The organism is Paenibacillus sp. J22P15, from assembly GCF_056269345.1.
Map to the genome: position 1 here is coordinate 201,088 of NZ_JBWDNT010000004.1, position 12,798 is coordinate 213,885.

The window sequence follows — 12,798 nt, forward strand, 5'->3', positions numbered from 1 at the left end:
TAAAATCCATACTTGCGTATATGGATTAGTCTTTTGGTTTGCGAAAATCGCCAAAGACACCAACCGTCTCTACGATGTTAATGAACGCTTGCGGGTCGATTGTGGTTACTGTCTTGCTTAGCTCAGCTAACTCATATTTTGTCCTAACCGTCATCAGCATGTCTCGTTCGACCGATGAATAAGCACCGCGTGTTTTTATTATTGTAATTCCGCGGGGGTGGGAGAGCAGTTTTGAGAGCAGCTCATCGGTCTTCGTTGTAACGATGAATGCTGTTAGCTTAATATGCCTTACATGGATGAGATCTATTACTTTGCCAGCAGAAAAAATCGCCACAAGTGAGTACAATGCTAAATCCCAATTTTGTGTAAACATGACCAATACAGCAATGACAACACCATTTAATAAGAAAATGATCATTCCTATTGGCCAATCGTGTTTTCGTGTTGCAATGGAGGCAATAATATCGAAACCGCCAGAGGAGCCGCCGTATCGCAGTGTTAATCCACTGCCAAATCCGATGATAAGGCCGCCGAATACTGCGCCGAGTACAAGATCATCAGCAATTTTGACGACTGGAACCAACTGAATGAACAAGGTAGAGACGACAACAGTGTAGACGCTCCATAAAATAAAGCGGTGACCTAATACGAACCATCCCCATACTAAAACCGGTAAATTGAGGATAAAATAAAGCCATCCGATGTTACCACCGGTAATATAGCCGATCATCATGGAAATGCCAGATATTCCACCGCTTAACAACTGATGCGGAATAAGAAAAAAGTTGAAGCCTAGTGCGATAAGTAAGGATCCTATGGTCATCATAGGTATGGTGAAAAGGTAACGCAGGGAATGCGGATTCAATATTATCGCTCCAATGCAACCGACTTGTTTAACTCCTTAATTTTGGCATGCTTAGTATGGCTTTAATTGGTTTACTGGTATTCACGATTGATTGTGTGCTATAATGATTTGGATATTCTTAAGTAGGCTGCAGATAAAAGGAGTTTGAGAAAAGTTTGAAAACATTTGCTGAATTTGGCTTGGAACCAAAAGTGTTGCAAGCAATTACCGAACTTGGATTCGAGGAATCTACCCCGATTCAAGACAAAGCTATCCCTATTGCTATGGCAGGGAAAGATCTAATTGGCCAAGCACAGACGGGTACAGGAAAGACAGCGGCATTCGGAATTCCGCTCATTAACAAAATTCCGACAAGCGAGGAACGCATTGTCGCATTAATAATGACGCCAACCCGTGAACTCGCTATTCAAGTGGCTGACGAGATCGGGAAGTTAACAAGGTACAAAGGTCTTCGCTCGTTGCCGATTTATGGTGGACAAGAGATTGGTCGTCAAATCCGTGCATTGAAGAAGAAACCTCAAATTATTATTGGTACACCAGGACGTTTGCTTGATCATATCAACCGCAAAACGATTCGTCTTGAAGATGTACAAACTGTTATTTTGGATGAAGCAGATGAAATGCTTGATATGGGTTTCATGGAGGATATCCAATCCATCCTGAAGCAAGTACCAGAAGAGCGTCACACCATGTTGTTCTCTGCAACTATGCCTACTAACATTCAGAAGCTTGCACATCAATTTCTGAAAACCCCTGAGCATGTTTCAGTTATTCCGAAACAAATCACAGCTCCACTTATCGAGCAATCTTATATTGAAGTGCATGAGCGTCAAAAGTTTGAAGCTCTTAGCCGTTTGCTTGATATGGAATCCCCTGAGCTTGCAATCATCTTCGGCCGTACTAAGCGCCGGGTTGATGAGCTTAGTGAAGCTCTTCAAAAACGCGGATATACTGCAGATGGTTTGCACGGTGACTTGTCGCAGAACCAACGCGATAGCGTAATGCGTAAATTCCGTGACGGCAGCATCGACGTTTTGGTAGCGACAGACGTTGCTGCTCGCGGACTTGATGTGTCGGGCGTAACACATGTTATCAACTTTGACCTTCCGCAAGATCCTGAGAGCTATGTTCACCGTATTGGTCGTACAGGTCGTGCAGGTAAAGAAGGTACAGCTTGGTCATTCGTTACACCTCGTGAAACGGATCACTTGCATTTCATCGAGAAAGTTACGCGTCAGAAGATGAACCGTAAGCCGCTTCCAAGCATTGCAGAAGCGATTGAAGGCAAGCAACGCATCACTGCTGAGCGTCTTCTTGAAGTCGTTCAAAACGAAGAATTCACGGAGTACAAAGCGATTTCTATTCAATTGCTTGAGCAATATGATTCCGTTCACTTGCTTTCCGCAGCAATCAAATTGCTGACTGGCGAGAAGAAAAACGTAGAAATCGAATTGACACCGGAAGATCCGCTTCGTGCGAAAAAACGCAAGCCGGATATTCGTTCGAATGGTCGTCCATTCAACCGCAGCGGCTCATCATCATACGGCGGCAATCGCGGCAGCAGCACTGGCGGCGGCGGTGGATATCGCGGACGCGATGACAGACGCAGCAGCGGCAGTACTGGCGGCAGCTCACGCGGTGGCTATGAGTCCCGTGGCGGCAGCAGCGGCAGCGGCTATGCAGGTAAAAGAAGCAGCGAAGGACGTCCAGAAAACCGTCGTCCGAAAAGCTCTTCCGATGGTTATGTAAATAACTAATAAATCGTTACCCTTGTATATCCAAAAAAAATCGAGGAAGTCCGTGATCCCTAACGGGCATCTGGACGACCTCGATTTTTTTTAATATTATTGTATTGAGAGTCATAATACAAAACAGATATGCTAATTCCGCTATGCAATGTAGTCTGGTGGGAGTAATCTTACTTTTCTGGAGGCAGATCCGATGGAACCAAGAGGGCTAATGGGTGGGTTTTACAAAATTTCTGAATGGATCATGAGGTTAGCCGTTATTAATGTTTTGTGGTTGATATGTTCGATTCCATTCGCTTTTTTTTCATTGGGATTGCTTTTATCGCAGGATGTTAATCAAATCTATTCCGCTCTAATTGCAATGGCAGTTGTTGCACCGTTCTGTTTATTTCCGGCTACTGCAGCGATGTTTGCGGTTGCCCGCAAATGGGTGATGGGCGAGGTTGATGTCCCTCTATTCAAAACTTATTTCCGCGGCTACAAAGAAAATTATAAACAAAGTATGCTTGGCGGTATTATTTATACGTTACTGCTGGCGGTTATGATTGTTGACTTTATTGTATATCGTGAACAATTGAATTTGCTTTCATACATTTTCATAGCGTTTCTGTTGCTGCTTACTGTATCGCTATTTAATTTTTTCTCGATGCTTGTCCATTATCATATGAAAACGTTTCAATTACTGAAAAACGCTGTTTTGATTACGATTGGTAAACCTTTCCGGTCGTTATCGACTGCGCTTATGTGCGGTGCGGTGATGTATTTCAGTACAAAATTCACTTTTCTTATCCCGTTTTTCATGGGAAGTATCATTGCATACTTAGCGTTTTGGAACTTCAACTTGATTTATCAAAAGCTGCAGGACCAAGCGGAGAAAGCGCGTTTGGCTGAGGAAGAAGAAGCGGAGAAGGCAGCTGAGCTTGATCGGATCGATTTGGTTAAAGAAGATTCGAGCGGGTCCAGTAAATAACAGCCCATCAAAGTTTACTTTTTCATTTGTTCAGTCTATAATAGCAATACCTCCTGCGATGCTCGTTACGGCTTTACGCTGTTTTGAACCAATGGCTGTTTCACGGGAGACCAATATCGAGACGCAGCTGACATGCCCCCGAAAGGGGATCTCAAAAGCGGTTCTGCGGTCACCCACCTGCGTAAGCGGGTTCAGAAACATGTGAGTCGGACGGCATAGGCGGGTTCTCATTTTCAAATAAAGAGCATTTGCTGGTAAAATCCAGTGATAGCTCTTTTTTCATGGGACAAATCATGGTATCATATAGAGTAATGTACATAGATGCCGGAGGGGGAGATCGTTGTTGTTGAAGCGGACCTTGATCGGGCTGCTGCGCAGTCATGAACAGACTGGTGACAGGGCTAAGGATCCAATGCTCAAATCTCATTTCTACAAACTGTCGAAAGATAAGGCTTGGGAAGAAGTGATATCGACTCTTAAGAAAATGCAAGGATATAAGGTGTTGCATGAAGTGCAATCCGTTGGGGAGATTGTGCTGGAGAAGCGCACGGCATTTGGAAGAACGATGGACATTACCGTATCGGTTATTAGCGTAAATCCGCTGCAATCAGCTGTTGATATTTATTCAGCATCTCGCGGCTCGCTGGGGGATCTTGGTTCTAATTACAGAGTCATCTTGGATTTATACCGCACACTAGATAAGAAGCTGGTTGCATTTAAAGTTTAATCATTCATTCATAAACAAAGCGAGGAAGGGTATCCTTCACTCGCTTTGTTTGCAATATTTACAAAAAAAGTTTGTTGTTCGAATTACACGAGCGCTTTGACTGCATTAATTGCTTGTTCATAGTTCGGATGCTCAGTCATTTCGCTCAAATATTCAACATACTGAATCGTGTCATTAGCATCGATAACGAAGATCGCGCGGTGATCCAGGCCAAACTCTTTTATATATACGCCGTATGATTCGCCAAAGCTATGTGTCTTGTAGTCAGAAAGCAGCACGACTTTGTCGATTCCAGCAGCTCCGCACCAGCGTGCTTGTGCGAAAGGAAGGTCAACGCTGATAGTCAACACGACAACGTTGTCACCGAGTGAATCTGCAGATTCATTGAAACGACGAGTTTGTGCATCGCAAACTCCTGTATCAATAGAAGGTACAACGCTGATTAGTTTAATTTTACCGGAGTAGTCCTTAAGAGATACATTCTCAACGAGCGATTTGTTAAGATTGAAATCTGGTGCTTGATCTCCTACTTTTAGTTCTGGTCCAACTAATGTGATCGGATTGCCCTTGAAAGTAGCAGCTCCATTACGTTCTTGTGTCATTTGTGAATTTCCTCCTCTAAATTGTATGTTCAATACCAGATTTATTATAATCGTTATGAAACAAACTTGTCCAATTGTTGGATCGAGAAAGGGGAGGATCTAATGATCTTCTTACGCTATGAGAGCTTTCGCTCCTATTTGAAGCTTTATCCGGTAACTTCAACCTTGATTGCTTTAAATATCATTTACTTTATTGTGATCATTTTGAATGGCAATCCTAACGATTATTTGCATGCGTATCAGTTTGGCGCATTTGCTACTGACCCTGTTAATGATCCGTTTGGGCTGCAGCAGCCATGGCGATATTTCACAGCTATGTTCATGCATGCAGGATTTGAACACTTGTTATACAATATGTTTGCTTTGATGGTATTCGCACCTCCACTTGAGTATCTACTTAAATCATTCAGATATATTATGTTTTATTTGCTTTGCGGGGTTGCTGGCAATGTAATGAGCGCTTTAGTCAATGTGATTCAAGATGATCCCTACGGTCATGTAGGTGTAGGGGCCTCAGGTGCGATTTATGGCGTGTATGGTGCGTTTCTGTATATATCTCTGTTCCGTAAGGCAGAGCTCGATGAGGGCTCGCGTAAGACGGTGTACACGATATTGATTTTTGGGGTTATCTATTCCTTTCTTGTTGCAAAAGTTGATCTATGGGCACATGTTGGTGGTGCTCTGGCTGGCTTCTTGCTTTATAACGGCTTTGACCGGATAAAGAGACAAAAGAAACAGCGATACTCTTAAAAATTATGTATATACGGGAGAGAATCTAACCGGTATGGAACTTCGTCAGCTTTATTATTTTGTAAAAGTAGCAAAAAAAGAGCATGTAACACAAGCAGCGGAAGAACTGCATGTTGCACAATCTGCAGTCAGTCGCCAAATTCACCAGCTTGAAGAAGAGCTTGGTGTGAAGTTGTTCGTTCAAAAAGGAAGAAATCTACAGATCACGCCCGTCGGTCAGCTTTTTCTAAAGCGTGCTGAAGTTATTTTGGCCGATTTGGAGCGTGCTGTTATTGAAATACATGAATTTCTTGATCCTGAGAAGGGTGAGATAAGACTTGGTTTCCCGCATAGTCTAGGGATATCCTTAATTCCACAGGTTGTAGCAGCCTTTCGCAAGCTGCATCCGAATGTAAAATTTAAATTTAAACAGGGTATGTACCCCTCGCTCATTCGTGACATGATTAAAGGTGAAATTGACTTGGCATTCATATCTCCTTTTCCTAATGAACATGAATCTGTTTGTGGCGAGGTTTTACTGACAGAAGAGCTTTATGCAATTATTCCGCCAGGACATCGTTTATCGGACAGAGAATCAATTGCCTTGAAGGAACTGGAGCAGGAGACGTTCGTATTGTTTAGTGAAGGGTACTCGCTGCGACCAATCGTCTGGGACGCTTGCCAAGAGGCTGGTTTCACGCCGACGATCGGATTTGAGGGTGAAGAAACGGATACGATTCGCGGGTTGGTTGCTGCGGGAATGGGCGTGAGTCTGCTTCCGGAGATGGCGCTGCACTATACAGGTCCATTGCAAGCAACTAAGGTACGGGTAATAGAGCCGCAAGTGACGCGAACGATTGGACTTATTCAGAGATCAAATGAAAAATTACCCTTAGTAGCGAAAGTGTTTCATGGCTTTCTGCTACGTTATTTTCAGGAAAATAAGTAGCAGACAGTGAAATGAAACGAAAGAGGGGCAGCTCCGATCGGTCGATTAAGACCGATCGGGAACTGCCCCTCTTTTATTTGTTTATTTAGCTATGTTATTCCTGACGATTGCCGCCTACAAAGATTAAGATGTATCGAACTAGCTCCAGTAACGATAAGAGGGCTGCTGCTACATAAGTTAATGCTGCTGCATTAAGCACCTTTGCAACCCCGCGTTCTTCATCATTCGTAATGAATCCTTCTGAAATCATGATGTCCCTAGCGCGGTTGCTGGCATTAAACTCGACCGGAAGTGTAATTACTTGAAAAGCTACTGCTACCGAGAAGAAGACGATACCTAGTCCAATTAGATTCATTGCTGAGAAAAGGATGCCGGCAATGAAAAGGAATGGGGCTATGCCGGAAGCGAAATTTACGACTGGGAAAATGCGATGGCGCAGTACGAGCATCGGGTAATGTTCAGCATGCTGGATAGCGTGGCCGACCTCATGACAAGCGACGGAAACCGCAGAGATTGAGTTTTCATAATATACAGGCTCCGATAAACGTACAACACGATGAATCGGATCGTAGTGATCAGTAAGGGTTCCGCGTACAGGCTCGATCGGCACATCGTGCAGACCGTTGGAATCAAGCATTCGCCTTGCTGCTTGGTAGCCGGTTAAACCGCTGTGAGCTTGAACGGATGTCCATTTCTTAAATGTTCCTTTGACCCGGAATTGAGCCCAAATTGTTAGTATAAAAGCAAGTATGATTAAAACATAAATAAATCCCATTGAGTCATTCCTCCGTTTTTTATGATGAAATATTCAGCTACATTAGGGAGCTTTTGTTGATGAGAAGCATAAGTGCCTCGATACATGCTGCAGTCTGCGGCATGAGACGGGTGTAGAGGTGATTAGCTTGACGAGGCTTGAGCTTTTTAATAACAGGCTCTAGTTCCTTCACTTCACGCTCCAGCTGGCTAAGATGATACTGTAAGTCCGTCAGCTTGCGAGAGACCTGCTCCTCAGGAGTTATTTTGCTCCAGCTATCAATAGCGGATTTAATCTCATCTAATGTATATTTATCTTTTTTCATCTGTTCAATACGTTCCAGGCGCTGCAAGGTTTCGTCGGAGTAGAGGCGGTAGTTTTTGGCAGAACGCTCTGCAGGCTCTATTAGACCGATTGAAGTGTAATAATCAATTGTTCGTGGACTGATTTGCGCTAGTTTGGAAAGTTCTCCGATACGATACATTTTCAAGTCCTCCATTCGTTCATTTTACCTCTAATGATAATAGGAAAGTAACCATACAGTCAAACGTGTTACATGGTTATACAATTATTGCATCAAATTCGTATCTATAATGCTTTTTATTTTCGCTTCTACTATATAACGCATTTAAAGTCACATGAAACAGTAAACTTCCATGTTAGGTTTCTCGTGTTTGTTCTTATAACAGTAGGAAGGAATGCCTATAAGCAATAAAAATGCGAAGAATTTGGTGCGGCAGTGAGGTGTTTTGGGACGGAAATGCCCTATTTCTTAACGTTCGTGTTAGATTATATGCCGAACGTTTGATTTTTTTTGTAAAAGCAGATAAAACGTATTGTCAAATTGAGGATTTCTGACTATAATGACATTAAGTCTTTCAAAACATGTTAGAAAACATAACATTCAGGGAGTGGTCGTAATGATTAAGAAAACGATGTTAGCTTTAGGAATCTTTACCTTATTGTTCCCGGTAATGGCGTTTGCAGAGGATCCATCCGCAGGAACGTTGAACATGGGTCTCAACTCACTCTGGGTTATGCTCTCATTTATTCTCGTACTTCTTATGCAAGGCGGATTCATTCTTCTTGAAACAGGCTCTACACGCATGAAGAATGCTGGTCACGTTGCCGGCAAAACAATCTTCACAACAGGATTGGCAGCACTTATCTATTGGGCATTCGGCTACGGCATTGCTTTTGGCGGAGACAGCGGAATAAATGCTTTAATAGGTTGGGGGAATTTCTTCTTTGATCCAGCACTTGCTGCTGGAGAAGGCGATAGCTATCCGAGCACTGTATACTTCTTATTCCAATTAGCCTTTGCAGCTGTATCGCTGTCCATAGCATGGGGCGGTTTCGCAGAAAGAGCTAAACTATCTGCATATATTGTATTTACAATCTTCTTTATTGCAATTATCTATCCTGTAGTTGCACACTGGATTTGGGGCGGTGGCTGGTTGGCTGAAGATGGGGCACAAGATTTCGCGGGCTCCACAGTTGTTCATTTAACAGGTGCTCTAGCAGCGTTTGTTGCAACCGTGCTGCTTAAACCGCGTATCGGTAAATTTAACAAAGATGGTTCTGCAAACGAAATTTTGGGACATAACCAAGTATTTACAGCACTTTCCGTATTGCTTCTATGGGTCGGTTGGTTTGGGTTCAACGCAGGAAGCACAGTTGCTATTGGTGATGGGTTCTTCGGATACGTAGCATTCAACACGATGCTTGGAGCAGGTGCAGGCGGCGTTGCAGCATTGCTTATTTCTTGGGCAGTCACAGGTAAAGCGGATATTACAACTATGCTTAACGGTACGCTTGCTGGTCTTGTTGCCATTACAGCATCATGTGCATTCGTTGATCCTTGGGCAGCAGTCGTCATTGGTCTAGTTGCAGGCGTTCTTGTATTCTACAGCGTGAAGTTTTTCGAGAAAATTAAAGTGGATGATCCGATTTATGCTTTGTCTGTTCACGGCGCAGCTGGTGTGTGGGGTACGCTTGCTAATGGTATCTTCGCAACGCAAGAACTTGCAGATAAAGTAGGAGTGGGCACAGGCGGTTTGATCGATACGGACAGTTGGAAGCAGCTTTGGGTTCAATTTGAATCCGTTGTAGTTGTTGGCGCATTCGTGCTCGCAGCATCCTTCCTTGTTCTTGGTCTGATGAAGCTCATTATGGGCTTCCGTGTTACGGAAGAGCAAGAAATTATCGGTCTTGACCTAAGTGAGCATGGGGCTTATGGTTATCCTGAGCAAATGAAAAAAGCTGGTCAAAATATTCAAGGTTAATTGTGAAAAAGAAGATGGCCTGACCGAAGGGAGAGAGCGACGCATGAATGATCCGGTGCGATTGCAGCTGCTCAAGCAGATTGGTTCAGCCGATCATGTGGATAGGCTGCGAAACTTACGGGATCAGGTTCACGAGCATATGGAAGCTCTTCTCCCAACGCGTTCAGTCGAACAATTTAATGAACATCTGAATGAGGTGCACGATGCGGTAATTCAACGCTCGATTATCCTCGCAGAAGCGGAAATGGCACGGATGGGGATAGGTTCTCCTCCCGTGCCTTACGCATATATATTGTTCGGCAGCGGCGGTCGAAAAGAGCAGACTTTGTCAAGCGATCAAGACAGCGGAGTTGTCTATCAGGATCCAGTGACTGATTCGGGAGAAGTAAAGGGTTATTTTTTGAAATTGTGTACATTTATTGTTCAGAATCTTCAGAGATCGGGATACCCGCCTTGTGAGGGGAATGTGCTGAGCAGCAACACTGAATGGTGTCTGTCCTTATCAGAATGGGGAAATAAACTGAATCACTGGTTTGAGGAGCCTGCGTGGGAGGCGGTTCGGTATTTACTGATCATAGCTGACGGCCGCTGTATTTATGGTGATCAACAGCTGGTTGATAAGCTTAAAGATTTGTTTTTTATCGATATGCTCAATCATCAGATTATTTTAAAGCGGATGCTCGAAAATACAATGCGTCACAAGGTACTGCTAGGTTTTTTTGGTCAATTATTGAAGGAGCAGTACGGCGAAGAAGCCGGCAGTCTTGATATTAAATATGGCGCCTATATACCTTTGGTGAATTCAATTCGATTGATGTCCATTCAAGCAGGCATCCGTGAAACATCTACGCTAGAGAGAATTAAAATGCTAGTGAAAGCTGGGAAGCTGTCACAGTCAGATGGGGTCATTTACGATCAGGCCTTTCGCATTTTCCTTCGGCTTCGATTAATGACAACTGAGCAGAATGAAGATGGAATGTATGCCAATAATGGCAAGCTGTCGAGCCGTAAATTAACGAAGGAAATGACGGATGAATTAAAGAGCGGTCTCCGTCTTGGTAAGAAGCTGCAGCGTGCGGTTTTTAAGCAAACAATGGGCAGGCTTAAGTAAGGCGGTGGAGAAATGAAGGATCAAAAAGGCGTCGGTCGCATGTGGAACCTATATAAAATGGGAGGATTTACGCCTGCCATCGCTTCTATGCTAGGCTCACAAAACGCACAGCAAATGGCGTTTATTCGTAATGCAAATAAAGAGCAGCGTAAGCAATCGATGTTCGATATGCCTCTTCGAGAGCTGGAGGTTATTGTATTTGATCTGGAGACAACCGGCTTCTATCCGAATAACGGTGATGAGATTATTTCATTCGGCGCTATTTTGTTTCGAGGTGGAGAGCTTGTTGAGAATGAGACCTTCTATAGTCTCGTTAATCCCAAACGTACAATCCCAAAAGCAATTATTGAATTAACGGGAATTACAAATGAAATGGTTCAGGATGCTCCTGATCTTATGCAGGTGCTTCATGATTTCATGGAATTTGTTGGCAGACGATTGCTTGTTGCGCATGCTTCTGGACACGATAAGCAATTTCTAAATGCTGCGCTCTGGCGAACATCAAAAATTAGTTTAAACCACAGGGTGCTGGACTTAATGATGGTAGCCAAATGGCTGGAGCCGACCCTTGATGGATACAGTCTCGATGATTTACTTGAGAGCTGCGGTATTCCAATAACGGATCGGCACCATGCATTGCAAGATTCAATGATGACAGCAAAGCTCTGGCGGAACTATTTGAACCGTATCTTGGAGAGAAACATTACGACGCTTGGCGATTTATATGCTTATTTAAGTAAGCACTAGCTGAAGCGGGATAAATGAACCCTCTGAGAGGCGATATGGCTTTACGACAGGCGCTTCGCTGTTTAGCAATGAAACAATCCAATAGGAAAGTTCCGATGCTGGTAAGAAACCCTGAGTGTCGCTAGAAGACGGGACTGCCTCAGTACTAGGATGAGAATGGAATAAGCCGACAAGCGTTTGTCGGTTTTTTTGCATTTCAAAATATGCAGTTGTCCACTCAGTCGGATCAAATGAAAATGAATGTTGAGGATCGTTATGTATATTTGAAATGGGAATAACGATATCTATTACGACGGTATCTTTTTCATGTGTTTGATCAGAGGAAGGATTAGGTAATGATTGGCTGCTTGCCAAAATTCCACATGCCTCTAAAGGACGAGTGTCCATACATATTTGTATTAGTCGCTCGTATGCCATCTTGGTTATGCAACCACTCGTTTGCTGCGATTCCATATTAATGCCTCCTGAATAATGTGAATGAGTTAAGTATAACGAAATAAGTGCATGGGTGCTAACTCCTAACTTTTGGAGTATGAACAACATTCATTTAACCGATAATAGGAAGAGCGACAACTCAAAAGTTATTTTTGAAAAATGACGTTTTTATGGCTAATTTGTCCTGTGTATTGAGCTTCTATACGGTGCATGATACCATGTAGCCATATGAGCATGATGATATTGTGAGAGAAGGAAGGAACTTCATGAAGCGCGTTGCAGCTCTTTTCACCATTGCATTGCTGTTTGCCGGATTAGCTTTTTTTCAATATAAAGATGATGATTCTGACTCCGTAACTTTAGCGGCAACTACGGAAGGCTTTAAGCCTAAAGCGGGATTTGAAGCGACGACCTTCAGTCTGCCGGACTTAAATGAGCAATCCTATGAAATAGGGGGTAAGAAGGACAAGCTCAGCTTCGTTAATTTCTGGGCTTCCTGGTGTGGACCATGTGAGCTCGAAGCACCGGATCTTCAGCGCTTGCATGAGCAATATGGAGATGCCATTTCACTTTATGGCGTCAATGCTACTAAGTATGATAAAGAACGTGCTGCCCGGGAATTTGTGAAGGAATATGAATTTACGTTTCCGATATTGATGGATCGTGTAGGGGATGTAACGAAGCAATATAAAGTAGATACGTTTCCGACAACGTTCTTGATTGACAGTGAAGGTGTTATACGTGAGCGAATCAATGGTGTCATTCCATATGAGGAATGGGAACGTCTCATTGAAAAGTGGATGTAGCATATGAATCGTACTTGGGCTAAAGCAGCTCTGAACGAACAAAAAGAGTCGAGCAGGTATTGATAACCTG

Annotated in this window: 14 protein-coding genes and 1 other RNA gene; 10 read left to right on the forward strand and 5 right to left on the reverse strand. The window is 43.4% G+C overall.

Going from position 1 to position 12,798, the window contains the following annotated elements; genetic code table 11:
• Nucleotides 1-25: 25 nt before the first annotated feature.
• Complete coding sequence (locus AC0YN6_RS11985; RefSeq protein WP_475747473.1) at nt 26-826, reverse strand: YitT family protein; 801 nt, start codon at nt 824-826, stop codon at nt 26-28.
• Between the two features lie 194 nt (nt 827-1,020).
• Between AC0YN6_RS11985 and cshA the strand changes: the two genes are divergently transcribed.
• From cshA to AC0YN6_RS12005, 4 genes are all read left to right on the forward strand, one after another.
• On the forward strand, nt 1,021-2,622 hold the full coding sequence (gene cshA / locus AC0YN6_RS11990; RefSeq protein ID WP_475747075.1) for a degradosome RNA helicase CshA: 1,602 nt from the start codon (nt 1,021-1,023) through the stop codon (nt 2,620-2,622).
• 184 nt (nt 2,623-2,806) lie between these two features.
• A complete protein-coding gene (locus tag AC0YN6_RS11995; RefSeq protein ID WP_475747076.1) occupies nt 2,807-3,583 on the forward strand; it encodes a YesL family protein in 777 nt (258 codons plus the stop codon).
• Nucleotides 3,584-3,630: 47 nt separating this feature from the next.
• A non-coding RNA gene (gene ssrS, locus AC0YN6_RS12000) (6S RNA) lies at nt 3,631-3,813 on the forward strand.
• Nucleotides 3,814-3,926: 113 nt separating this feature from the next.
• Nucleotides 3,927-4,310 (forward strand): DUF1499 domain-containing protein, encoded by a 384-nt coding sequence (locus AC0YN6_RS12005; RefSeq protein ID WP_475747077.1) that lies wholly within the window; start codon nt 3,927-3,929, stop codon nt 4,308-4,310.
• A gap of 83 nt (nt 4,311-4,393) precedes the next feature.
• On the opposite strand, the gene tpx is transcribed toward AC0YN6_RS12005, so the two are convergent.
• On the reverse strand, nt 4,394-4,912 hold the full coding sequence (gene tpx, locus AC0YN6_RS12010; RefSeq protein ID WP_475747078.1) for a thiol peroxidase: 519 nt from the start codon (nt 4,910-4,912) through the stop codon (nt 4,394-4,396).
• A gap of 102 nt (nt 4,913-5,014) precedes the next feature.
• Between tpx and AC0YN6_RS12015 the strand changes: the two genes are divergently transcribed.
• Nucleotides 5,015-5,662: a rhomboid family intramembrane serine protease gene (locus tag AC0YN6_RS12015; protein ID WP_475747079.1), complete on the forward strand. Its 648-nt coding sequence runs from the start codon at nt 5,015-5,017 to the stop codon at nt 5,660-5,662.
• 34 nt (nt 5,663-5,696) lie between these two features.
• Nucleotides 5,697-6,590, forward strand: a complete 894-nt coding sequence (gene gltC / locus AC0YN6_RS12020) for a glutamate biosynthesis transcriptional regulator GltC (RefSeq protein ID WP_475747080.1) — start codon at nt 5,697-5,699, stop codon at nt 6,588-6,590.
• Between the two features lie 94 nt (nt 6,591-6,684).
• Here gltC and AC0YN6_RS12025 read toward each other — a convergent pair whose 3' ends face one another.
• Entirely contained in the window at nt 6,685-7,365 is a 681-nt protein-coding gene (locus AC0YN6_RS12025) for a zinc metallopeptidase (RefSeq protein ID WP_475747081.1), read from the reverse strand.
• Between the two features lie 37 nt (nt 7,366-7,402).
• Nucleotides 7,403-7,828 carry a MerR family transcriptional regulator gene (locus tag AC0YN6_RS12030; RefSeq protein WP_475747082.1) on the reverse strand — a complete coding sequence of 142 codons (426 nt, stop codon included), beginning with the start codon at nt 7,826-7,828 and terminating at the stop codon, nt 7,403-7,405.
• Between the two features lie 436 nt (nt 7,829-8,264).
• On the opposite strand from AC0YN6_RS12030, the gene AC0YN6_RS12035 reads away from it, so the two are divergent.
• From AC0YN6_RS12035 to AC0YN6_RS12045, 3 genes are read left to right on the forward strand one after another with little or no spacing between them, the layout of a single operon-like run.
• A complete protein-coding gene (locus AC0YN6_RS12035; protein ID WP_475747083.1) occupies nt 8,265-9,629 on the forward strand; it encodes an ammonium transporter in 1,365 nt (454 codons plus the stop codon).
• Between the two features lie 43 nt (nt 9,630-9,672).
• Nucleotides 9,673-10,740 carry a DUF294 nucleotidyltransferase-like domain-containing protein gene (locus tag AC0YN6_RS12040; protein WP_475747084.1) on the forward strand — a complete coding sequence of 356 codons (1,068 nt, stop codon included), beginning with the start codon at nt 9,673-9,675 and terminating at the stop codon, nt 10,738-10,740.
• A 12-nt stretch (nt 10,741-10,752) separates the two neighbouring features.
• Nucleotides 10,753-11,487 carry an exonuclease domain-containing protein gene (locus AC0YN6_RS12045; RefSeq protein WP_475747085.1) on the forward strand — a complete coding sequence of 245 codons (735 nt, stop codon included), beginning with the start codon at nt 10,753-10,755 and terminating at the stop codon, nt 11,485-11,487.
• Here AC0YN6_RS12045 and AC0YN6_RS12050 read toward each other — a convergent pair.
• The gene (locus AC0YN6_RS12050; RefSeq protein WP_475747086.1) at nt 11,473-11,940 is read right to left on the reverse strand and encodes a M67 family metallopeptidase; all 468 of its coding nucleotides are present in this window, start codon (nt 11,938-11,940) and stop codon (nt 11,473-11,475) included. The two genes, AC0YN6_RS12045 and AC0YN6_RS12050, sit on opposite strands and share 15 nt — an antisense overlap.
• A gap of 248 nt (nt 11,941-12,188) precedes the next feature.
• On the opposite strand from AC0YN6_RS12050, the gene AC0YN6_RS12055 reads away from it, so the two are divergent.
• On the forward strand, nt 12,189-12,728 hold the full coding sequence (locus AC0YN6_RS12055; protein ID WP_475747087.1) for a TlpA family protein disulfide reductase: 540 nt from the start codon (nt 12,189-12,191) through the stop codon (nt 12,726-12,728).
• Nucleotides 12,729-12,798: the final 70 nt, after the last annotated feature.